This is a genomic window from Wolbachia endosymbiont of Phyllotreta cruciferae (assembly GCF_918697765.1).
In the GTDB taxonomy this organism is placed as follows: Bacteria; Pseudomonadota; Alphaproteobacteria; order Rickettsiales; family Anaplasmataceae; genus Wolbachia; species Wolbachia pipientis.
Window position 1 is genome coordinate 1,609,120 of record NZ_OU953855.1, and the last position, 23,592, is coordinate 1,632,711.

Here is a 23,592-nt window from a genome sequence, read left to right on the forward strand (position 1 = left end):
TGTAACCGCTCAGAATTATGCTGAAGAGGTATATAAGTAAAGATTGCCTAACATTTGAAAGCCCAATCTCTTATAAAGGTTCACAGAAGATTTCATACAATGTGCTACTATATATTTGCATTCAAGCTGTTTAGCTATCTTTATTCTTTCTAAAACCATTTGGGTACCTATTCCACGATTCCTGTAAATTGGTAAAACTCCATCACTATAAAAACCAGCTACGCTATCTTGAACATAAAGACCGCATGTCCCAATAATTTCATTATTTAGTGTTACAAGAAAAAGTCTTAATCTTGAGTTCTTATCATCATAATTTGGTAATCCGCGAAAAAATGTGCTGACAATTCCAACGCCATGATAAAAAATTTTAGAAGTGTGTAGATCTAACTGTTCTAAGAGGTTGCTACCATTCACAGCATTTAACCTCAAGTTTGGAATAACATCAGCAGGTAAAAAGTAATTTTTCATATTAAGTAAAGCTTTTTTTGGTGTGCTAACGTGTTTTATTTCACACTTTTCTAAAATATCTCTTATTTTCATATGTGAATTTATTACCCATGTTGCTTCTATATCTCTTGTTCTGAGATAATCTAGAGTTTTTTGTATAGAAAGCTCGGTACATTGATCTCCACAGAACACAAAATTAAATAATGACTCCCTGGTACCATTTATTGTAAATATGATGTTATCAAATTCATCGTGTACTTCCCACTCAGATAAATTCGCTGTGTACAGTATATAATCCTTTAGATTTTGAACAATTAAGCTTGAATAATAAATTTTTTTATCCTGCATACACCAACAATAAACAATAAAAGGCTCCTATAAGAACACAGGCTAAAATTGCAGCTATAACGTCATCTAGCATAATACCTAAAGGACCTTTGGTATTTTTATCGATTAAATTTATAGGCCACGTTTTTATTATATCAAAAAACCTAAAAGAAAAAAAGCACAACAACAATGAAGAACAATTCATCTCTTGGCTTAACAATATCGAAACTAAAAGTATCGTCAGCAATTGACCAACCACTTCGTCAATTACTACCTCTTTTGGATCACATGAAGTCTTGTAATGTTTTATATAATTACCTGTAGACCATAATCCAATTAAGAATAAAAAAGAAATAATTGCTGCACCTAAAATTTTGTTGCTCAGGATTACAGGAACAAGCGGAAAAGAAGCCAAACTACCCACAGTACCTGGCATTTTTTTTACTGTTCCAGACAGCCACCATGTTGATATTAATTTATATAAAAATTTCACAATATATCCAAATACAAAATTAACTTATAAGAACAGAAATAGTATCCTCTATAGAGGCGCTTTCATACAATAATCTATAGACCGCTTCACATATAGGCATTTTTATCTTTAGCTTTCCTGCTAAATTAAATATGGACTCAGCAGTGCTAAAACCTTCAATCACTGACTTGCCTTCTGACAAAATCTGCTGAACATTAAAGCCATTGTCACTATTACCTATTTTAAACCCAAAAGATAAGTTTCTTGAATTCAAGGATGTGCATGTCATAATTAGGTCACCCAGACATGCTGGCCCAAGTAGTGTATTTATATCCACACTACCGTCACCAATTTTTGCTGAGTATAAAGCCTTAATTTCGCTCATACTTTTCGTAATCAATGCTGCATGAGCATTAAACCCAAGTTTACTACCTAAAACAATCCCACACGCTATAGCAAAAACGTTCTTTAACGCTGCACAAATCTGTACTCCTATAATGTCGTTACTAAACTCCAATTTAACATTTTCTTGTTGCAGCTCTGATACTAGCTTTGAACCTAATGTGTTATTTTGGCATGCAAGAACCATTGAATAGGGTAATTTTCTTGCAACTTCTACAGCAAAGCTAGGACCTGAAAAAATAGCAATAGGATTGTTAGGTAAAATTTCATTTACTATTTCACTAGGTAATTTTAATGTAGACTTTTCTATTCCCTTACAAGCTAAAATTATTGCTACATCTTTTTTCAGATTACAATTATGCAATTGCTGACATACCTTCCTCAGAGACTGAGTGGGAACAGCGAGGATTGTTACTGAAGCATTAATTGTGTCTTCAATAGCCAATTTTACTGACACATTATCAGAAATTCGACAACCGGGTAGCTTGTCACTTTCTCTTTTCCCGTTGATTGATTCAAATGTAGTTTCATTGCGAGTCCACAAAATCACATCTTTCTTACTACCTAATGAAATTGCGATTGCTGTACCCCATGCACCAGCACCTAAAATTGATATTGCCACACAATATTCCTGAAAATATTACTTATACTTTAAAATAGTAGGATAAGTAAATTAAAAATATAACACAGACATATAGAATAGTTAAATATTTATTAACCGAAGTATCCTTTTAATAATAGTAACTTTAATTCAATATTTACTAAAAATATTATTACTATCATGGTATGTCTATTATATTTCAGATCTATTTATATAACTTTGGAACAATATATTTACTATTAATTAATAAGTGTAATTTTGATCATTTGTTAATAAAAATTTGATTTATTACTTTCCTTAGTTATATATATTACTAAAATTATAAATTATTTATGGGGTGTAAAATATGCGTATATTATTAATTGAAGATGATCAAGTAAGTGCAAAGACTGTGGTTAACGCCTTAACTTCTGATGGACATTTCTGTGACGTTGTTACTTCTGCACAAGATTATAACAATAATATGGTTTCCTCAAACGGAGATTACTATGACCTAGTTATTTTAGATATACACTTGCCTGGTGATATTGACGGATATGATATATTGCTAAGACTAAGAAGTGCAAAAATCAAAGTTCCTGTCTTAATACTTTCATGTATATCCGCTGTCAATCACAAAGCTAAAGGACTCGGGTATGGTGCCGATGATTACTTAACCAAACCATTTCATAAAAGTGAGTTATTAGCTCGAATTAAGGCCATAGTGCGTCGTACTAAAGGCCATCCTGAATCGGTGATAAAGATTGGTAATATAAATATCAATTTTGATCACAGGATTGTTGAGGTGAAAGGTAAAACGGTTCACCTTACTAATAAAGAGTATTCTATGATAGAATTGCTAGCACTGCGTAAAGGAACAGTATTAACAAAAGAAATGTTCTTAAATCATCTTTACAATGGCTTAGATGAACCTTCAGATAACAAGATAGTTGATGTTTTTATGTGCAAATTACGTAAGAAACTTGAAAGTGCAAATGATGGAAAAAGCCACATAGAAACCGTTTGGGGCAGAGGGTATGTTCTGAAAGAGTATATTGATGATGAAGAATATTCTAATGTTAATGTAGGCGAAAGTAGTGATGGCTATCAAGCAGAACAAGTGAAGGACAACGCATGAAATGCCTATACATTTAAATATAGCATGGCTTATATCGCACGTATCATGTGAACGCCTAGGTGAAATATAAGCCGAGTTCTGTTTATGTAGCTATTTATCTGGAGTAAATGTTACCATTTACCGCATGCGATTTACCCGAGTAGATATGAGGAAAACATAAAATCTACTTCTATTTAATCTTGCTCCTAGTGTTGGTTACTCGACTACCAATGTTGCCATTGCCATGGTGTGCTCTTACCACACCTTTTCACCCTTACCTAAGAATATTTTAGGCGGTAATTCTCTGTAGCCCTATAACTGGAGTTACCTCCGGCGGGCATTACCCGTCACTATTTTTCCTTGGAGCCCGGACTTTCCTCTGCTATGTTTATCACACAACAGCAGCTACTTATTTCACCTAGGGATTATACTTTAACATGAAAATCACAAAAGCAAAAGACAATTTCCTAACAGTCTACATATTAAAAACATTTAGACAAATAGCTAAAGGTGATATTCCGGCACATCATCACTATCCCAAGATAAGCTTTTTTCACTTTTAGACTCCGCTTCAGTTAGTCAAGAGCCTGGTCCACCGCTTGAAGACGATGAGCTACTTCTTGATCGACTACTACTTTCTACTGATATACTATTTAGCACTGTTTCAGATTGATATATAGTTCGCATTCTGTTACCAGTGGTAAAAATTTCTTCATCGCTACTTGAAGATGATCGCCTTCTATAACCCAAATCAGTTAGTTCTAATACAGGAGCAGCATTACGACCCTTAACATATCTATATGCTATGAATCCTATAATTCCAACAATACCTATTGCTCCAACCAAAGATCCCCCTATCATTCCTGCCTTATTAGACCCTATAGCAAGTTGAGTAGGTTGTGGTGAAGAAGTAGACTGAGGAAGTAAAGTCCTTACTATTACCCACAAATAAAAACATAGTATTGTATTTACTCAAATAATTTAATTTTATTAACCTGAAAGCTTATTAGATTAAAATTATTAAACTAAGAGTTATAATTTTAGCAACTAAAAGCTGTAAATTGCACCATATAAACAGTTATTTCAAGCAAAAGTTATGCCATTAAGAGCTATGCAACAAACATTTATATTTGTGGGTAATAGTAAGCTTTAAACCAAATGGAACAACAGGCACAATGCCACCATTGGCAATTTGTTTGTTGATTTGTGTACTTCGCTGATTTGTAGTGCTCGTCTTGCGGCTTGGAATATAGGTGAACAAACGTTGGCGGAAGAGCAATTACCCGAAGTTATCACTCAAATGCGTTCATTAAATCAAAAGAAATTATTATTTATCTATGATCGTCTTCAGTAAAATTCATTCAGCAGCATTATGATTTGGAAGTAGATTTTATTTTTCGCTTGCAAAAAAGAAATTATAGCAAGCTATGGGAACGAATTGCATCTGGAGAATTAGATTTCGATTTTATATTAGAAAATGAAAAGCTAAAAAATAAAATGAAAGGACAGAAAGTAAGAGTAATAGTGCTGACATTAGCCAACGGAGAAACAGAGGTATTGGTTACTTCACTTTTTGATCGAGAAAAATTTACTTTGGAAGATATCAGCAAAGCTTATGTATTAAGGTGGCATATAGAGGAGTGCTATAAACGACTCAAAATAGGTGCAGAGTTAGAGAATTTTTCTGGCGTAAATTTAGAGACTGTATTACAAGAATTTTGGGCAAACTTAGTCATGTGTAATATATTGTCGCTTCATATGTGTGATGCACAAGGGCCTTGGAATCCAGATCAAATTGCTGAGTATCGTTTAAATTTTTCGGTTTTATTTGGTGTAATGAGGCAGAAACTCTATCAGGTACTTATTGCGCCAAAAAACTTTCAAGCCCTTTTTGATAGAGCAAGTATACGCGCTAAAGTTAAAATCTTACTTTTACCCACAAATGTAAAAAGTGAGTAAGCTAAATAATTTAGGATCAAAATGATAGAAACAAGTACAAGCGTGCAATATACAGATGGCTTAGGGGATAAATGGCTGGAAAGAGAGTTAAAACACATTAATTTGGGAGATAAAAGGCTTAATAAAAGGCTTATAAAAACAAGTTATTGCATAGAGGGTAAGGCATCTGGTTCAATTAATCAAAGCTGTAGTGGGTGGAAAGAAGCTAAGGGTGCATATAGATTATTTAGCAATGAAAAGCTTGAAGATAAGGAAATTTATTCTTCCCATTATAAAGAAACTAAGGAAAGAATAAAAGGAAACCAGTTGGTCTTTTCAGTTCAAGATACAAGTTATTTGGATTTTGACTCTCATATAAAGACCAAGAGACTAGGCAGTATTTCTAAAGCTTATACAAAGCATAAAATGGGTTTACTGTTGCATAGTGCCTTAATAGTCAGCAGAGACGGATTACCTTTAGGTCTATCTTCCCAACAATGTTGGGCGCGTTCTATTAGGGAAGAAGAAACGGCACAAGAAAAAGCAAACAGAAAATACCGTACCTCCATAGAAGAAAAAGAAAGTTATAAGTGGATAACAGCTCTTAAAGAAACTATAAACAACCTTCCTCCAAATGTACAACTTGTTACCCTTGGTGATAGGGAAGCAGACATCTTCAAATTTTTATGGGTGGCTGAGACGTTAGGTAGTTTTTATGTAATCCGCAATCGAGCTAATAGAAGATTTATCTGTACTGAAGTCGGAAAAACAGATTTGCAAACACGCATCACTCAACTGCCAGTAAAAAAGAAAATTTCTCTAGAAGTTACTAAAGGTGGAAACCAGAGATCAAGGAAAGCTAATATTGAAGTTAAGTATATGAAAGGCTATATACCTATCAGATCTTCTTCCATTTATGGGTCAAAAGATACAATACATAAAATAAGTGATAAAATCCCTGTATATGTGGTAAGTGCAAAAGAAACAAATCCTCCTGATGGATTGGAAGCTATCGACTGGACTCTACTAACTAATGTACCGATTAATAATACTTTAGATGCCATAGAAAAGATAAATTGGTATAAGCTAAGGTGGAAAATTGAAGAGTATTTTAGGATTTTAAAATCAGGATGTAAGATAGAAAGCTCCCGCTTAGCTACAAAAGAAAGATTACAGAAGTTAATTGCTATAAAAAGTATAATCGCGTTTAAAATTTTATATTTGACAAAAGTGGCTTTATCAAATCCCATGGAAATTTGTACTAAAATTTTAAGCAACGAAGAGTGGAAGGTCCTTTACATGCGTGAGTATCGGGTAGCAACATTACCCGAAGAACCTCCAAACATAAAACAAGCTATTATTTGGTTAGGAAAATTGGGTGATTTATGAATAGAAAAAGTGATAATTTACCAGGGTCTATGACTCTATGGCGGGGCTATGAAAACCTTAAGGAGAGCATTGTTATGCTTCACATCATAACCTCTCAAAATTGTGGGTAAAAGTAAGTATTTTACCGCGGCGTATGTGTATTAAACAAGACTTGATCTGACACTTTAAAAAAGTAAGTTATAAAATAATAAAAGAAAGGAGTGTTAGAAATGAGTACAATACAAACAAAAATACTAAAACCAAAGCTAGGGTTATTAGAACTAGCAAAACAACTAGGAAATGTATCTCAAGCATGCAAAGTGATGGGATACTCAAGAGATACATTTTATCGATTCAAAGAGTTGTACGAAAATGGAGGAGAAGAAGCATTACATGAGATAAGTAAGAAAAAACCTCTATTAGCGAATAGAGTTTCCGACGATATAGAAAGAGCAGCGATTGGTATAGCAACAGAATTTCCAGCATATGGGCAAGAAAGAGCTGCAAATGAACTGAGAAAAAGAGGTATAATAATTTCTCAGGGAGGAGTGAGATCTATATGGCTGAGAAATGATCTTGAAACTTTCAAGAAAAGACTTAAAGCACTGGAAGCAAAAGTAGCTCAAGATGGAATTATATTAACCGAAGAGCAACTTGCAGCTTTAGAAAAAGTTAAAGAACAAAGAGAAGCACATGGTGAAATTGACACCGAACATTCAGGTTATTTGGGTTCTCAAGATACCTATTATGTAGGTAATATAAAAGGTATAGGAAGAATCTACCAGCAGACCTTCATTGATACTTATTCTCGAGTAGCATTTGCCAAGCTTTATACAGACAAAACGGCTATTACTGCTGCTGACTTGCTGAATGATAGAGTGATACCATTTTTTGATGAGCAAAATGTGCCATTATTGCGTATCCTTACAGACCGAGGAACAGAGTATTGTGGTAAGCCTGAAAATCACGCTTATCAGCTTTATTTGGGAATCGAAAATATCGATCATTCTAGGACCAAAGCCAATTCTCCACAGACTAATGGCATATGTGAAAGGTTTCATAGAACTATGCAAGATGAGTGTTACAATATTATCTTCAGAAAGAAAATCTACAATTCTTTGGAAGGTCTACAGATTGATGTTGATTATTGGTTGCGTTCTTACAATGAAACAAGACCGCATTCAGGTAAATATTGCTATGGTAAGACGCCTATGCAGACTTTTCTTGATAGCAAACATGTTGCTTTTCAGAAAAATATTAGTAGCATTACACAAGAGACTGATATTAGTTTTGACTACCTCAATTCTTCTGTCAGTTAATTCTTGTCTGTCAGATTAAGTCTTGTCTTTTACAGCGTATGTTAGCATTATATACCGCGGTTAAGAGTAGGCTACCATCAAATGCCCGATTTTGCTCGACTTTTCGCTACCTGCATCATCAAGTCTTCCGGTGTACTTTGCGGTATTGTACTCAAAATCTCTGTCTTCTTTGTTCTCTCTGCTAGTATCGACATTAATATCTCTTGCGCTTGTTTGGCATTTACATTCTGCTCGATAAATTCTCCTATCTTCTCTGGCATCTTTGATAAATTACATAATCTTATCACCTCTAATACTTCTTTACGGCAGCTCTCGTACCCTAAACATCTTCCTTGCTCATCAATATCTATTGCTTGTTCTTTTATCTCAGTTTTAGTCATATTATTTCTCCTATAATTATCTATAAATTCTGAAAATGTTGTAATTCCATCAGCAAGTCCTACCTCTATCGCTTTTTCTCCAAAATATAGCCCTGCTTCCGTTGATTTGATTTTTTCCGTGGATAGATTTCTGTTTCGTGCTATAAGCTGGACAAACATCTCATATAGACGATCTACTTCCTCTTGTAAGCTTTCCAGACTTTCAGATGTTATTGGCTCATGCGGGTTTAAATCGTTTTTTCGACTTCCAGCAAAAACAGTTGTGTACTTAATACCTTGCTTTTCATCGAATCCACTTTGATCAATGTGACTTGCTATTACTCCTATACTTCCTACCCCTGATGTTCTGCTTACATACACCTTTTCAGCACTTGATGCAATTGCATACGCCGCAGAATATGCATCATCATTTGCTATTGCTACGATCTTTTTCAATGCCCTTGCTTCGTAAATAAAGTCCGAAAGGTCGAATAAACCGTTTACTTCTCCTCCAGGGCTGTCTATGTCCAAAATTATTGTTTCTACTTCTTCATCTATTAAAGCTTCTTCTATCTCTTCACGTATCTTCTCATACGATGTCATCCCCAACACATCATCAAAAGCTTCTGAATTCTTCGTCAAGATTCCATGTACTTTTATTCCCCTTTCACTATTTCTTACTGCATGTTTTATGTTTTTAAAAATTGGCTGCTTTCCTGCATGTAATGACAGTAATTCAAAACTTCTTGCCTCTATCATCATTGGCTTGTTCATCCAATTTATTTGTGTCATCATATGTTTTTAAAATTTTTTATTTGTGTCTGGGGCAATAAAAACCCATTTGTCATAGAAATAGAATTTTATATCATTTCAGCATTAGAATTCACATCAGAATCAAAATTTAAGCCCAGTTCACTTGCACGTCTTTGATCTTCAGCAATTTCTTGGTCGATTTCTTCTATATCGTAACCTAGCTCTGATACTACTTCTGACCTGCTCTTAAATCCATTCCTTACCGCCATTTGCTGTGCTTGCTGGTCTTTCAGTGGATCTACCCAATCAAACCCTTGCGCTATCCATTTTACCTCTTCTTTTCCCCCTTTTTTTTCACCTATATCCAGTTCTCCAGATAGTACTGCTAATTCTAACCACCTATCCCATACCGGACGGCAAAATTGAAATACCATTACGTTATGCTGTAACATTCCGCACCTCCGGCGAAACTCTATTAATCCTGCTCGGATTGATGAATAATTGACATTTGTTAAGTCACCTGTTAGCTGCTCGTAAGTTATTCCCATGCCTACTGCTATTGCTCTGAGCTGCTGTTTCATGAATGCCTCATAACTTCCTCCAACATCAGATGGTTCTGAAAATTTTATGTCCTCACCTGGATCAAGCAGTTGCATAGTTCCTGGCTCTAAACCTGATAGTGCTACTCCTTGCTCATTTGCTTCACCTTCTCCTAAAATATTTGCTTCTGGATCGAGTCTCGTAATAAACCCAGCAAACATTGCAGCAGTCTTTTTTCTCACTAATTCCGCATCATCGTATTGATCAAGTTCATAGAGCTTTAACAGTACACTGGACAACCATGGTACTCCTCGAATCTGCCCAGGTCTTAATGGTCTGTAAATATGTAAAACATCATTTGCTGGTACTCTTACTGATTCGCCAAACGAGCCTTCACCTGGATGTTCTCTAAATAGGTAATATGCTTCTCTTTGCCCAAGTCGGTTAAATTCAATGCCGTTTCTTATTACATTACCATTGGCAAGGGTTTGATTGCTCTTATTGTCTAAATGCTCTGATTCAAGTACTTGCAGTTGCAACGGCACACAAAGACCATCTTCTCGTTTTCTCGTTCTCAGCCGTACAAAACATTCTCCTCCTTCTATCATGCTCCTACAAACCAAAGCTTGTAATCCATAAAAATCACTTACTCCGCTACTGTCTGCTTCATCTGTCCATCTCAGCCATAATTCTTGCACTTTTTTCCGAAATTCTGCATCTTTCGCCTTTGACTGCGGTTTTATTCCTGTTCCAACGCAATTACTCACTATCGTATCGATCCGCATAGGAGTTCTTTCTTACCATATCTCGAGATCGACTACGCAAAGTTTCAAGACTGTGAGAGAGTAAGCTATTTATACTTCCTGACTCTGGTTGAAAGTGCAATAATCTTCTTCCTGAACCTGATGCATCCCAGGCTGAACTTTTTGGTTTTGGTCGTTTGTGAAATAACTGTTTGAATGATTTCAATAACATTTAGCCTCTGATTGTTTTAATTATGCAGCAGGTTGTTGCACAAATTTATGGTTTAATATTGAGAAATTTCAGCAAGCTGCTGGAGAATTTGGTCATTGACTTTTTATAGTGCATTTACCTCTTAATAAATGGTACTTCTGTGTCCTATTTCTGTGATGATTACTGTGTTCTCTAATTTATCTACTTTATAAATAATCCGATAATCGCCTACTCTTAATCTTTTACTTCCTACTAATCTACCACTTAATGGTTTACCAAGATTAATTGGATCAATTGTAAGCCGCTCGTCTATAGCTCTTCTAATTCTTGATCTTATTGTTGGTGGTAAAGTAAGGAAATCTCTCTCAAGAACCTTTTCTGAATAGATAATATTGTATTTCACTCATCTTTAATTGTCTTTGCAGATAATATTTTATCCCAATCGACATCCTCATTTCTGACCGTCTTTGCATCTGGCACATCACGTTCTTTTATAATTTCAGCCATCTCTTTCTCTGCTTCAAATTCTTCTTTCACAAGACACACTAAAACTTCTGGTATAGTTTTATTCCATGCTTTTGCGACCTCTGTAAGATACTGAGCAAATTCACCCTCGAAACTTACATTAATATTGAGCTTTTTTTGACTTTGAGCCATATGATTAACCAGAAAACATCAACTATAGACTATAACATTTTTACACAATTTTGTCAATCCCCTTACTCGTTGAAATAATAATCTTTCTCTTTGGCCTCACACCTGCGATTTTCAATTCAGATTTAATTCGTTGTCTTAAGTCCAATAGATCTTTTATCTGAACTTCTCCATACCTAACCACATGATCACCGTATGCAATTGAGACAACCCTTTCCCCGCTCTGTAGCTTCTTTATCGCTTCTTCTACTTGCGCTAAGTACTCTTCACTGTACATTTTTCTCGCTTAACCATTGACTCTTTCTCACTCTTTTTGACTTTTTAGTTTTTTCACCTACTAAACTCTCCCATTTACTCTCTGGCCACCTATCTATTCCCAGTGCTATCGATGCTGCTCTTGCGTAAACTCTGCAATCTAGTACTTCATTTCGATCTCTTATCTTTTGCCATTCTTGTTTGGTATACCCTTTTACTACCTTGGTAATTAGTTGTTCTGCAGTAAGTTGCTTAAAATATTCAGGTGTATACTCTGGAAAATGACAATACCCCGGCGCCCCTTCTGTTAAAACATTAAGTAATTGGAAAAGCTCGGACTTCAATATCGATACTCCAACTGGCCACAGCTTCATTCCTCTCTTTAGCTTTTGTCCGCTAACTGTTACATCTACTCTACTTGGGCTGCTCAGTGGCACTAGCGCTTTGTTTGCCCCTTTTACTGCCATTACTCTCCCTGACCCTTGGTGACCCCTTACCCAATTGTATACTTCTTGTGTTGCATACCCAGCATCTACCGCCATCATACTTATCATGTATTCAAGCCCATTTTCACCGATAAAATGATGATTCAAAAGCTCTGAAAGTTTTCCCCATACCTCTCCACTTCCAGTATCACCTTCTAATACCCTTACTTTTACCCACAATTTTGAGAGGTTATGATGTGAAGCATAACAATGCTCTCCTTAAGGTTTTCATAGCCCCGCCATAGAGTCATAGACCCTGGTAAATTATCACTTTTTCTATTCATAAATCACCCAATTTTCCTAACCAAATAATAGCTTGTTTTATGTTTGGAGGTTCTTCGGGTAATGTTGCTACCCGATACTCACGCATGTAAAGGACCTTCCACTCTTCGTTGCTTAAAATTTTAGTACAAATTTCCATGGGATTTGATAAAGCCACTTTTGTCAAATATAAAATTTTAAACGCGATTATACTTTTTATAGCAATTAACTTCTGTAATCTTTCTTTTGTAGCTAAGCGGGAGCTTTCTATCTTACATCCTGATTTTAAAATCCTAAAATACTCTTCAATTTTCCACCTTAGCTTATACCAATTTATCTTTTCTATGGCATCTAAAGTATTATTAATCGGTACATTAGTTAGTAGAGTCCAGTCGATAGCTTCCAATCCATCAGGAGGATTTGTTTCTTTTGCACTTACCACATATACAGGGATTTTATCACTTATTTTATGTATTGTATCTTTTGACCCATAAATGGAAGAAGATCTGATAGGTATATAGCCTTTCATATACTTAACTTCAATATTAGCTTTCCTTGATCTCTGGTTTCCACCTTTAGTAACTTCTAGAGAAATTTTCTTTTTTACTGGCAGTTGAGTGATGCGTGTTTGCAAATCTGTTTTTCCGACTTCAGTACAGATAAATCTTCTATTAGCTCGATTGCGGATTACATAAAAACTACCTAACGTCTCAGCCACCCATAAAAATTTGAAGATGTCTGCTTCCCTATCACCAAGGGTAACAAGTTGTACATTTGGAGGAAGGTTGTTTATAGTTTCTTTAAGAGCTGTTATCCACTTATAACTTTCTTTTTCTTCTATGGAGGTACGGTATTTTCTGTTTGCTTTTTCTTGTGCCGTTTCTTCTTCCCTAATAGAACGCGCCCAACATTGTTGGGAAGATAGACCTAAAGGTAATCCGTCTCTGCTGACTATTAAGGCACTATGCAACAGTAAACCCATTTTATGCTTTGTATAAGCTTTAGAAATACTGCCTAGTCTCTTGGTCTTTATATGAGAGTCAAAATCCAAATAACTTGTATCTTGAACTGAAAAGACCAACTGGTTTCCTTTTATTCTTTCCTTAGTTTCTTTATAATGGGAAGAATAAATTTCCTTATCTTCAAGCTTTTCATTGCTAAATAATCTATATGCACCCTTAGCTTCTTTCCACCCACTACAGCTTTGATTAATTGAACCAGATGCCTTACCCTCTATGCAATAACTTGTTTTTATAAGCCTTTTATTAAGCCTTTTATCTCCCAAATTAATGTGTTTTAACTCTCTTTCCAGCCATTTATCCCATAAGTGTTGAAAGTATCAAAAATAACGTGATATGAGATGATCAACGGCATGTAAATTACCTCCCGACAGTAAAACAATCGAACGTATAAAAGAGTCATTTAGATCCAATGTGAATTGCAGTAATGCTATTTTGAACCCATGTAGATTATTTTTGATTTTATAAACAAGAAATAACAAAGCCGTAATAATAATCATGTAAATATACACCTTCATGCCATTCATAGTATGGCTTAAAAAGTGCTTATATCCAAGATTTTGCTTTATAAATTTAAAGAACACTTCTATATCCCATCTGCGCCTATATAGCTCTGTTACTTCATAAGCTGGCATTTCAAACAAGTTTGTCAAAAACCATATTTCATCTCCAATTTTATTTCTGATTTTTATTAGCCGTAGATCATGCTTTTCTGCCACTTTACCTCGTGCACGATAAAGATTAACTATTATATCTTCTAAAATCTCTGATCCATCCGATTTTTGTTCTCTTATAACTTTGTTCCTGCTTATAACATCATGTTTTCTTCCTACTTTAACTCTTGTGATAAATTTGTACTCCTTTTCATCAAATTCGGCAAAAGTTCCAACTTTTCTGATTCCTCTATCAAATAATAAAATATCCTCTTTTTCAACTTTAGCTTCATTAATTGCTCTCACTAATGCTATATCTTCACTACTTTCTTCTTGTCCTTTACAAAATCTTATACTTGTCGGCAATTGATCCTTTAATCCTACACTCACTTTAACTTGACTGTCGTTACTTTTACCGCCTATTTTTAGCCCATCTTTTATGAGATATCCCGATAAATTTATGATCGTCGAATCAAACTTATGTAAGTTATTTAATGTTTTTTGGGGTAATAGCTTTTTAATCTTGCTCATCAAATCAATATATACTCCCTTAAAATATTCTGGATTTATAACTTTTAACCTTTTTGACAAACCACTGTATGTTACTGTACTTTTATCGCTATTCTTATCCATTATACACCTGTTTATTACCATTTCTAGCGCTCTTAGGCTTGTTTTTTGCCCCATTAATATTAACTTCATTAGACCTTTAAATATAATCTTGCCCAACAATTTAGTATTACATTTATCTACTTCACTTAATTTTCCTAGCCTTTCTAAATCCTCATCTTTTATTAAATTTAGTACTCTTTCTATTTGATCCATTATTGCCTCCATTTTCTTGCAATAATAGTTCTTTATGTCTTTTTTGTGTTACTTTCAACACTTATGGGATAAATGGCTGGAAAGAGAGTTAAAACACATTAATTTGGGAGATAAAAGGCTTAATAAAAGGCTTATAAAAACAAGTTATTGCATAGAGGGTAAGGCATCTGGTTCAATTAATCAAAGCTGTAGTGGGTGGAAAGAAGCTAAGGGTGCATATAGATTATTTAGCAATGAAAAAATGGGTTTACTGTTGCATAGTGCCTTAATAGTCAGCAGAGACGGATTACCTTTAGGTCTATCTTCCCAACAATGTTGGGCGCGTTCTATTAGGGAAGAAGAAACGGCACAAGAAAAAGCAAACAGAAAATACCGTACCTCCATAGAAGAAAAAGAAAGTTATAAGTGGATAACAGCTCTTAAAGAAACTATAAACAACCTTCCTCCAAATGTACAACTTGTTACCCTTGGTGATAGGGAAGCAGACATCTTCAAATTTTTATGGGTGGCTGAGACGTTAGGTAGTTTTTATGTAATCCGCAATCGAGCTAATAGAAGATTTATCTGTACTGAAGTCGGAAAAACAGATTTGCAAACACGCATCACTCAACTGCCAGTAAAAAAGAAAATTTCTCTAGAAGTTACTAAAGGTGGAAACCAGAGATCAAGGAAAGCTAATATTGAAGTTAAGTATATGAAAGGCTATATACCTATCAGATCTTCTTCCATTTATGGGTCAAAAGATACAATACATAAAATAAGTGATAAAATCCCTGTATATGTGGTAAGTGCAAAAGAAACAAATCCTCCTGATGGATTGGAAGCTATCGACTGGACTCTACTAACTAATGTACCGATTAATAATACTTTAGATGCCATAGAAAAGATAAATTGGTATAAGCTAAGGTGGAAAATTGAAGAGTATTTTAGGATTTTAAAATCAGGATGTAAGATAGAAAGCTCCCGCTTAGCTACAAAAGAAAGATTACAGAAGTTAATTGCTATAAAAAGTATAATCGCGTTTAAAATTTTATATTTGACAAAAGTGGCTTTATCAAATCCCATGGAAATTTGTACTAAAATTTTAAGCAACGAAGAGTGGAAGGTCCTTTACATGCGTGAGTATCGGGTAGCAACATTACCCGAAGAACCTCCAAACATAAAACAAGCTATTATTTGGTTAGGAAAATTGGGTGATTTATGAATAGAAAAAGTGATAATTTACCAGGGTCTATGACTCTATGGCGGGGCTATGAAAACCTTAAGGAGAGCATTGTTATGCTTCACATCATAACCTCTCAAAATTGTGGGTAAAAGTAAGGCTAAAATAGCAGTGGCTAAAAATTCACTTAAGGCCGGTGTCTCTATTGATGTTATCGCTCAAATTACCGGCCTTTCGATAGATGAAATTCAGAAGTTAAGAAATTAATATTTCACCTCAGTCTTAAATCTCTAACTTTGTTTATCTCCGTAAGAGGCATATTAACTATTTACCTCCTTTACACATCCCAGTCTTGTTACCACTAATTTTCACTTCATCCATCTTAGTATCAGGATCCCCAAATTCTTCACTCTGCTGCATAGCTCTTATAATCATGTCCTCATCTATGTTATTTAACCCTTACTATTACCCACAAATAAAAACATAGTATTGTATTTACTCAAATAATTTAATTTTATTAACCTGAAAGCTTATTAGATTAAAATTATTAAACTAAGAGTTATAATTTTAGCAACTAAAAGCTGTAAATTGCACCATATAAACAGTTATTTCAAGCAAAAGTTATGCCATTAAGAGCTATGCAACAAACATTTATATTTGTGGGTAATAGTAAGTATTTAACCTCATCGATTGCTCTCTTGGTGACAAAAGGTTTTCATGAATTGGTTGCTTATGTTGTGTTTTGTTAAACAGACCAGCAGCTAAAATGCCTAATATTATTGTGTTATTTACTAGAGCAGCGTTTACTTCCGGTACACCTAAAGCTGGAGATTCCGTAGAACCCTTAATCTTTGATTCAAGATTTAGTGAAGGTAATGCTCTTGTTATATTAGGAGCTAAAGCCTGATTATCAGAATTAGTTGAGAAAGGTGGTTCTATGTGGGATTGATCCATAGAGCGACGGCGGCGAACGAGTTCTGCGCACCACCCCGGAGACCAAAATTTATTCCAACCGTTGCAATTTCTTCTGCGAAGAGAGCGAGTAGTAGTGGGAGTAGTAGTAGTGGGCATTAACGGCCTTAAAAAGCCTGCCACTTGTGATTTGCCATCTTGATTTGCTGCATCTAAAGGGTTTTTACCATCCTTATTTTTAGCTCCAATGTTAGCCCCCTTCTCTACAAGCGTTTTAACTGCATCTAATTTACCTGCGCTAGCAGCATAATCTTACTATTACCCACAAATATAAATGTTTGTTGCATAGCTCTTAATGGCATAACTTTTGCTTGAAATAACTGTTTATATGGTGCAATTTACAGCTTTTAGTTGCTAAAATTATAACTCTTAGTTTAATAATTTTAATCTAATAAGCTTTCAGGTTAATAAAATTAAATTATTTGAGTAAATACAATACTATGTTTTTATTTGTGGGTAATAGTAAGCAGCATAATGTAGTGATGTCCAACCATTTCCAGTGGCAACATCGTTAACATTTATACCCTTACTGATGAAGAACTCTATAACATTTTTATGGCCTTCCATAGCAGCAGTGTGGATAGGCTTTCTACGATCGGTATGACAGATAGCATTAATATTAGCACCTTTATCAACTAGAAACCTAGCATTCTCTAATTGACCTCCCAATGCAGCATAGTGCAAAGGTGTACAACTATCCCTATCTTTAGCTTCAATATTAGCACCTTTACCAAGGATGAGTTCAACCAATGGCGTCAACTTAAGAACTTTCATTAGCAAACTCTCCTAAAGACATGATGGCGTTTGGGCTTATCTACCTTATCGCGGCTATACAATCGTCCCGGTCGGATTTTAACTTTAGCGCGTATACTTGCTCTATCAAAAAGGGCTTGAAAGTTTTTTGGCGCAATAAGTACCTGATAGAGTTTCTGCCTCATTACACCAAATAAAACCGAAAAATTTAAACGATACTCAGCAATTTGATCTGGATTCCAAGGCCCTTGTGCATCACACATATGAAGCGACAATATATTACACATGACTAAGTTTGCCCAAAATTCTTGTAATACAGCCTCTAAATTTACGCCAGAAAAATTCTCTAACTCTGCACCTATTTTGAGTCGTTTATAGCACTCCTCTATATGCCACCTTAATACATAAGCTTTGCTGATATCTTCCAAAGTAAATTTTTCTCGATCAAAAAGTGAAGTAACCAATACCTCTGTTTCTCCGTTGGCTAATGTCAGCACTATTACTCTTACTTTTTGGCTTTTCGTTTTATTTTCTAGCACAAAATCAAAATCTAATTCACCAGATGAAATTCGTTCCCATAGCTTGCTATAATTTCTTTTTTGCAAGCGAAAAATAAAGTCTACTTTCAATTCATAATGCTGCTGAATGAATTTTAATGAAGACGGTCGTAGATAAATAATAATCTATCTTGATTTAATGAACGCATTTGAGTAACGACTTCAGGTAATTGTTCTTCTGCTAACGTTTGCTCACCCACATTCCAAGCCGCAAGGCGAGCACTGCAAATCAGCGAAGTACATAAATCAACAAACAAAGAAACCCTTGCTAATGGTGGCATTATACCTGTTGTTCCATTTGGTTTAAAACGGCCAAACTCGGATACAATTTCTTCAGAGCTCGGTAATCGAATACCAGAACCATCTGCTGCAATAAGCCTATAGCCTCTCCAACTCAGGCTCATCTTGATAGGCTGTTTGGATGCTTAAATTCTTTAAAACCTGTATGACAAATCTTATATCTTGCTTTAGAAAAAGCTTGCTTTGAGGGTGGAACTTTACAAGTCAATGGATCCATAAGCTCGCATTCTATTCCTAAACTTTTCTTAATTAACTTTAAAATCATAGAAAATACTGTCGTAAAAGGAAGTTTTCTTGTTCGTGTAAAACTGTTTTTTCCAACACAATGGATTCTCTGAAAAGCTTTCGAGTATATTATATTTTTAATTTGTAGAATAAGATTTTTTCCTTTTTGTTTGGTAGAAGTCATAGTTTTAAATCCTCCTGATTAAGTTCTTACTATTACCCACAAATAAAAACATAGTATTGTATTTACTCAAATAATTTAATTTTATTAACCTGAAAGCTTATTAGATTAAAATTATTAAACTAAGAGTTATAATTTTAGCAACTAAAAGCTGTAAATTGCACCATATAAACAGTTATTTCAAGCAAAAGTTATGCCATTAAGAGCTATGCAACAAACATTTATATTTGTGGGTAATAGTAAGGATTAAGTTTTATCGCTATGACTCCCCCACCAGAACCGTGCTTGCAGCTTTCCCGCACACGGCTCCACAATGTAGTATTCACAGCATTTCCTATTTTGTATATAATGAGTAGCATATTCTTGGTTTTGGTAATGGATTAACTTGTAGATAGTGTATAAATTGCTTTGAATTCATACTCTTCTTCTGACTACGTCGGTTTATCCATTTATACGCTAGCTTGATTACCCGCCAGAAGAATTTATTCAACCACCGGTAATTTCCGCTAACTCCGAAGTAGTTATAGTGTCCTGTTAGTTTTGCTTTAAGTATTGACCACCAATCTTTAAGGTGAACTTTATTTCGGATCTTTTTCACCCATTCTTTGATTTCTTTAAGTTTTCTAGATAGATTTTCTTTCGAGGTTTTATGACCTACCATTACTCTACCTTTACGACTCCTTGTACCATAATGGGTGAATCCTAGAAAGTTGAAACTTTCCGTTTTTCGTTTCTCCCTTATTCCTTGTTGCCACTCCTTTTTGCCAAACTTTACTATTCTTGTTTTGTCTTCAGATATTTCCAGTCCAAATTTTCCTAGCCTTTGTTTCAGTGACTCTAAGAGTTCTCTAGCATCTTTTTCTCTTTCGCAGCAAATCAGGTGATCGTCTGCATACCTAACTAGCTCCATATAACCTTTAGATCTTAGCTTGAATTTCTTTTCAAACCACAAATCCAGCACATAATGCAACTATATATTAGCTAGTATAGGACTTACTATTCCCCCCTGAGGTGTGCCTAGTTCAGTTGCTTCATAATGTCCTGCTTCGACTACTCCTGCCTTAAGAAATCGTTTTACTAACCACAGTATGTTTGGGTCTGTTATCCGTTCTCTCAAGCATCTCATTAGCCATTTGTGCTGGACATTATCAAAGAATTTCTTGATATCAACTTCTACTACATAGTTAGTTGGTCTGTACATAACTGCTTTATTTAGTGCATTTACCGCTTGATGACAGCTTCTACCAGGACGAAAACCATATGAGTTATCCAGAAAGTTAGCTTCATAAATATTTTCTAATATCTTCTTCAGCATTATCTGGACTAACTTATCTTCTGTAGACGGTACTCCAAGCCCGCGTTTCTCTTTGCTTCCAGCTTTTGGTATATATACTCTTTTCACTGGTTGCGGTTGATATCGCTTTCTTTTCATACTATCCACCAGAGTGTTGAGCTTCTCTTCAAGATTTTCTCCATAAGCTTCTACTGTCACCTGGTCTATACCGCATGCTTTGTTATGCTTTAGCTCTTTATAACATTCAGCAAGATTCTCTGCGTTTATCAGATGAATTAACGATTAAATTTCAATCGTTTATCTTGCCTGGCTCTTACTGCTATCTGATTTAGTTTTCTTTGCACGTTATTCCAACCTCCGTTGTATTGGCATAGCAATTCCTAAACCAGTCACTATATTGCTGACCGCTTCCCCTTGTATGTGGCTTTCCCACACTCTGAGTACTATCAATCAGTCCGACTTCCTTTATATCTTCCGTCAGTACTCGCCTTTGTTGACTTGTTCCAACGTACCTTAATAGGAATACAAAGGATCTCCCAAGTTTACGTAAACTCCATCTCAACACGTGATACGGCCTCAGATCCCGATAGAGTGAGTGATAACTTGCCCTATTGTTACCCTTCTTGCTGTCTTCCACTATATGCAACGTGTCGACCTCTATGACATCGAGAATTTCGGGACTCAATACCTTCACTTTCGTTGTACCCTGTGTTGTCCATTCCACTAGCTTTACTACGCTCGTTACCTTACGCAGCATAGTGGTTTGTTCCAGCCTGCTGGCTAGGCTTTGCCTGGGTTGGATTTTCACCAACTGGACTTTACGCACTTTGCTTGGCGCACGCATGTTTCACCTAAAAAGGACACATTTTAGACTTCTTTATTGAAATAAAACAGAAACAAAAGTGCTGTTTATTGCACTCTTTGGATAATTTAATGATAAAAAATTTAGAGAGAAATTTTATACACTATCGCTGATATTTTTCCTTAAGTTGACGCCATTGCCTGAACGGATACAAACTAGCAGTTACTATATAAGATACAATGCAACAAAACTGATCTAGTTGTTATAAATAAGTTTTGAGCTATATGGTATCTAAAATAATAAATGCAATACAGAACAACTTGTTAGTGTGTTTTCCAACAGAAACAGTGTATGCTCTTGCTTGTAATGCACTAGATAATGAATCTATAGGAAAAATATATCAGATAAAGAAACGCTCTCAAAATAAACCACTGTCTATATTTGTTAGTGATATTTACAATTTGACAAAAATAGCAAAGGTAAAGGAAAGATATATTGATTTAATAAACCACTTTTCTCCTGGACCAATTACCTATATTTTACCACTTAAAAACAACAACATATTGCCAAACGAATTCTTTAAAGATAATATAGGCATCAGAATCCCTGATCATCCTATTGCAATTTCAATACTAAACAAACTGAAAGTTCCAATAGTTGCAACTAGTATAAATATTTCAGGAGAAAAAAGTGTATGTAAGGCAAACGATATACCACAATCCATTAAGCAACATTTATCTGTAGTGATTGAAGATGACGAACTAGTTTCTGGTATAGAATCTACTATTATTGACTTAACCGAAGATAAGATTAAGGTTTTAAGGGAAGGTGCAATTTTATTACAAACAGTAAACAACGCATTTCCAAACTAAGATCTATAGGAGAAAAAATGAAAAGAGTAATAGGTCACAACCAGGCCAAAAAAAAATTAATGAACAACTTATCTGTTCAGTCTTGGCTGATCTGTGGTAAAAAAGGTATAGGAAAAGCAACACTTGCAAAATCCTTCTCCAATTGGTTACTCATAAAAAACTATAATGAAGTAGCATTGGACTTACACATTGTTGAAGGTGATGCTATCGGAATAGAAAAAGTCAGAGAAATGAAAAACTTTTTACACTTAAGTCCCATTCAATCAGAACACAAAATAGCTATAATAGATAGCTTAGAGGCAATGACTAATAACGCTAAAAACGCAATATTGAAAATATTAGAAGAGCCGCCAAAAAATTCTAAAATATTTATAATTAGCCATAAGCCATATGATATACAAACCACTATCTTGTGTAGGTGCTTTCAGCTGAATTTACTTCCATTAACTTATGATGAAACAAAGCAAGTTGCTTCATCTCAATGTAAGTTTGATGATCAAACGTTTGATGAAATGATTACTTTATTTCCTGGAATGCCAGGAATGATAATAAATGCAATAAGTAGTGATGCTTATGAAGCATACAAATGCTTTTATAAATTTCTTCATGATTTAAAGAATCCCAATATGATTAATAAAGTAATTAATAGCGAAATCGAACTAGAACTAGCATCATATATAATTCAGGCCTTCATTTTAGAAAGCATAAAGAGAGAGGTAAATGGTGTTGAAATTCTGCTAAGTCAGTGGAAAAAAATAGATGAACTTTTCGTTGTTGCTAAGCAACTTCACTTAGATAAAAAGCATGTTTTAGCTAATGTAGTTAATATCATGACATAAGTTTACGAAGTATAATACTTTTAACATAAATTCATGATAAAATTCTGTTAATTTAATACTCGAAGTATATAATTTGACTGATAATAAATTAACTGTATGGCAATCAATAGAAGTTTTGACGAAAGCCATATTGAACATGCAGAAAAAATTAAGCTTAATTAAGAATATAGCTTCAGATCAAGACATAACCCTAGAAAAAGGAAAGGAGTTGTTAAGTGGCATTTATGAAGCAAATTTTAAGCTAAACAAGACAATCAATATAGCTACTTTGCCAAAAATTGGCTATCATATGCTAAATGGTGAGCTTGTTGTACGTAATCATATTACGGAAGAGGAAGTAAAGATTCCTGGAGATTTTCATTACCTTAAAGTCGTAAAATCCGATCATGATAATTATAAATTAACGTTTTGTAATTTTTTAGGTAATGAGTTTTTTGAATATAAAAAGTATGATCCACAATATTCTGGTATTTCAGATGAATATAAATTTGTGGATTTTGGTAGTGTAAAAAAGACTCATAATCTAAAATTTAAGGAATACATTGGTCATGCACCTAAATTTTTTGCTGCAGAAGGGCCTATTGAGCCTGGATCCCAAAACCATGTAATTGATCTATTTGAGCTAGTCAAAAGTGGTAAAGGTAGAAAAGTGGGAACCTTTGCTGATGAATTTGGTTATTTTGATGATCAAAATAAATTACATTATTATAATTATCACAAAAGTGTAGAAAGTAATACTTATGATCCTGAAAATTTCAGTGTAAAAATGATAAATATAGATGTGAGCAAAATCGATAAATTCTACCTCATTGCAGAACAAGGTGATATAATCATTCATCCTATTTGGGAAAATTTAGACATATTTTAAAGTTTTTTTTAGAGTATCTAAGCTTATTGTTATTATAAT

At 34.6% G+C, this 23,592-nt stretch carries 19 protein-coding genes, 1 other RNA gene and 7 pseudogenes; 10 read left to right on the forward strand and 17 right to left on the reverse strand.

From position 1 onward, the window contains the following. Positions 1-15 precede the first annotated feature (15 nt). The 3 genes from NL281_RS07440 to NL281_RS07450 are packed head-to-tail and all read right to left on the reverse strand — an operon-like array spanning position 16 to position 2,270. Positions 16-795 (reverse strand): GNAT family N-acetyltransferase, encoded by a 780-nt coding sequence (locus tag NL281_RS07440; RefSeq protein ID WP_253303273.1) that lies wholly within the window; start codon positions 793-795, stop codon positions 16-18. Further along, a complete protein-coding gene (locus NL281_RS07445) occupies positions 785-1,267 on the reverse strand; it encodes a phosphatidylglycerophosphatase A family protein (protein WP_006279290.1) in 483 nt (160 codons plus the stop codon). The genes NL281_RS07440 and NL281_RS07445 overlap by 11 nt, the downstream gene beginning before the upstream one ends. 19 nt (positions 1,268-1,286) lie before the next feature. Beyond that, positions 1,287-2,270 (reverse strand): NAD(P)H-dependent glycerol-3-phosphate dehydrogenase, encoded by a 984-nt coding sequence (locus NL281_RS07450; protein ID WP_006280098.1) that lies wholly within the window; start codon positions 2,268-2,270, stop codon positions 1,287-1,289. A 325-nt stretch (positions 2,271-2,595) separates the two neighbouring features. On the opposite strand from NL281_RS07450, the gene NL281_RS07455 reads away from it, so the two are divergent. Then, positions 2,596-3,366, forward strand: a complete 771-nt coding sequence (locus NL281_RS07455) for a response regulator transcription factor (protein WP_096616586.1) — start codon at positions 2,596-2,598, stop codon at positions 3,364-3,366. Positions 3,367-3,417: 51 nt separating this feature from the next. On the opposite strand, the gene rnpB is transcribed toward NL281_RS07455, so the two are convergent. Continuing rightward, positions 3,418-3,767, reverse strand: an RNA gene (gene rnpB / locus NL281_RS07460) — RNase P RNA component class A. A 157-nt stretch (positions 3,768-3,924) separates the two neighbouring features. After that, the gene (locus NL281_RS07465) at positions 3,925-4,293 is read right to left on the reverse strand and encodes a hypothetical protein (RefSeq protein ID WP_253303274.1); all 369 of its coding nucleotides are present in this window, start codon (positions 4,291-4,293) and stop codon (positions 3,925-3,927) included. A gap of 200 nt (positions 4,294-4,493) precedes the next feature. Between NL281_RS07465 and NL281_RS07470 the strand changes: the two are divergent. The 3 genes and pseudogenes from NL281_RS07470 to NL281_RS07480 all read left to right on the forward strand — a co-directional run. Continuing rightward, positions 4,494-5,271 (forward strand): annotated as a pseudogene (locus NL281_RS07470) (transposase); the annotation flags it as partial. 54 nt (positions 5,272-5,325) lie between these two features. After that, on the forward strand, positions 5,326-6,672 hold the full coding sequence (locus NL281_RS07475) for an IS4 family transposase (protein ID WP_253303192.1): 1,347 nt from the start codon (positions 5,326-5,328) through the stop codon (positions 6,670-6,672). A gap of 209 nt (positions 6,673-6,881) precedes the next feature. Further along, complete coding sequence (locus NL281_RS07480; protein ID WP_253303703.1) at positions 6,882-7,970, forward strand: IS481 family transposase; 1,089 nt, start codon at positions 6,882-6,884, stop codon at positions 7,968-7,970. Positions 7,971-8,047: 77 nt separating this feature from the next. Here NL281_RS07480 and NL281_RS07485 read toward each other — a convergent pair whose 3' ends face one another. From NL281_RS07485 to NL281_RS07520, 8 genes and pseudogenes are all read right to left on the reverse strand, one after another. Beyond that, positions 8,048-9,124 (reverse strand): S49 family peptidase, encoded by a 1,077-nt coding sequence (locus NL281_RS07485; RefSeq protein ID WP_253303275.1) that lies wholly within the window; start codon positions 9,122-9,124, stop codon positions 8,048-8,050. A 65-nt stretch (positions 9,125-9,189) separates the two neighbouring features. Then, positions 9,190-10,597 (reverse strand): annotated as a pseudogene (locus NL281_RS07490) (phage portal protein). A 121-nt stretch (positions 10,598-10,718) separates the two neighbouring features. Then, positions 10,719-10,979 (reverse strand): type II toxin-antitoxin system RelE family toxin, encoded by a 261-nt coding sequence (locus tag NL281_RS07495; protein ID WP_253303276.1) that lies wholly within the window; start codon positions 10,977-10,979, stop codon positions 10,719-10,721. Continuing rightward, on the reverse strand, positions 10,976-11,233 hold the full coding sequence (locus NL281_RS07500; RefSeq protein ID WP_253303277.1) for a hypothetical protein: 258 nt from the start codon (positions 11,231-11,233) through the stop codon (positions 10,976-10,978). Before NL281_RS07500 ends, NL281_RS07495 begins: the two co-directional genes overlap by 4 nt. Positions 11,234-11,273: 40 nt before the next feature. Beyond that, positions 11,274-11,507, reverse strand: coding sequence for a gpW family protein (locus NL281_RS07505; protein WP_253303278.1), 234 nt, complete (start codon positions 11,505-11,507; stop codon positions 11,274-11,276). Beyond that, positions 11,497-12,144 (reverse strand): annotated as a pseudogene (locus NL281_RS07510) (terminase gpA endonuclease subunit); the annotation flags it as partial. The gene NL281_RS07505 and the pseudogene NL281_RS07510, both read right to left, overlap by 11 nt. Before the next feature lie 106 nt (positions 12,145-12,250). After that, the gene (locus tag NL281_RS07515; protein ID WP_370274075.1) at positions 12,251-13,543 is read right to left on the reverse strand and encodes an IS4 family transposase; all 1,293 of its coding nucleotides are present in this window, start codon (positions 13,541-13,543) and stop codon (positions 12,251-12,253) included. 27 nt (positions 13,544-13,570) lie between these two features. Further along, on the reverse strand, positions 13,571-14,740 hold the full coding sequence (locus NL281_RS07520; RefSeq protein ID WP_253302993.1) for an IS4 family transposase: 1,170 nt from the start codon (positions 14,738-14,740) through the stop codon (positions 13,571-13,573). 22 nt (positions 14,741-14,762) lie between these two features. Between NL281_RS07520 and NL281_RS07525 the strand changes: the two genes are divergently transcribed. The 3 genes and pseudogenes from NL281_RS07525 to NL281_RS07535 all read left to right on the forward strand — a co-directional run bounded on the left by NL281_RS07525 (position 14,763) and on the right by NL281_RS07535 (position 16,797). Beyond that, positions 14,763-15,932 carry an IS4 family transposase gene (locus NL281_RS07525; protein ID WP_253303279.1) on the forward strand — a complete coding sequence of 390 codons (1,170 nt, stop codon included), beginning with the start codon at positions 14,763-14,765 and terminating at the stop codon, positions 15,930-15,932. Between the two features lie 105 nt (positions 15,933-16,037). After that, positions 16,038-16,157, forward strand: a pseudogene (locus NL281_RS07530) (Rpn family recombination-promoting nuclease/putative transposase); the annotation flags it as partial. A gap of 475 nt (positions 16,158-16,632) precedes the next feature. Beyond that, entirely contained in the window at positions 16,633-16,797 is a 165-nt protein-coding gene (locus NL281_RS07535; protein WP_253303280.1) for a hypothetical protein, read from the forward strand. 221 nt (positions 16,798-17,018) lie between these two features. Here NL281_RS07535 and NL281_RS08935 read toward each other — a convergent pair. The 4 genes and pseudogenes from NL281_RS08935 to ltrA all read right to left on the reverse strand — a co-directional run. Then, a pseudogene (locus tag NL281_RS08935) lies at positions 17,019-17,102 on the reverse strand (hypothetical protein); the annotation flags it as partial. A gap of 198 nt (positions 17,103-17,300) precedes the next feature. Next, the gene (locus tag NL281_RS07540) at positions 17,301-17,636 is read right to left on the reverse strand and encodes an ankyrin repeat domain-containing protein (RefSeq protein ID WP_253303281.1); all 336 of its coding nucleotides are present in this window, start codon (positions 17,634-17,636) and stop codon (positions 17,301-17,303) included. Continuing rightward, positions 17,636-18,881: pseudogene (locus NL281_RS07545) on the reverse strand (IS4 family transposase). Before NL281_RS07545 ends, NL281_RS07540 begins: the two are co-directional and overlap by 1 nt. Positions 18,882-19,212: 331 nt before the next feature. Further along, positions 19,213-20,310: pseudogene (ltrA, locus tag NL281_RS09370) on the reverse strand (group II intron reverse transcriptase/maturase). 948 nt (positions 20,311-21,258) lie between these two features. Here ltrA and NL281_RS07560 point away from each other — a divergent pair. The 3 genes from NL281_RS07560 (at position 21,259) to NL281_RS07570 (ending at position 23,553) form a co-directional block, all read left to right on the forward strand. Continuing rightward, a complete protein-coding gene (locus tag NL281_RS07560; protein WP_253303282.1) occupies positions 21,259-21,846 on the forward strand; it encodes an L-threonylcarbamoyladenylate synthase in 588 nt (195 codons plus the stop codon). A 17-nt stretch (positions 21,847-21,863) separates the two neighbouring features. Then, a complete protein-coding gene (locus NL281_RS07565) occupies positions 21,864-22,685 on the forward strand; it encodes an AAA family ATPase (protein ID WP_253303283.1) in 822 nt (273 codons plus the stop codon). Between the two features lie 73 nt (positions 22,686-22,758). After that, positions 22,759-23,553, forward strand: a complete 795-nt coding sequence (locus tag NL281_RS07570) for a hypothetical protein (RefSeq protein ID WP_022626354.1) — start codon at positions 22,759-22,761, stop codon at positions 23,551-23,553. Positions 23,554-23,592: the final 39 nt, after the last annotated feature.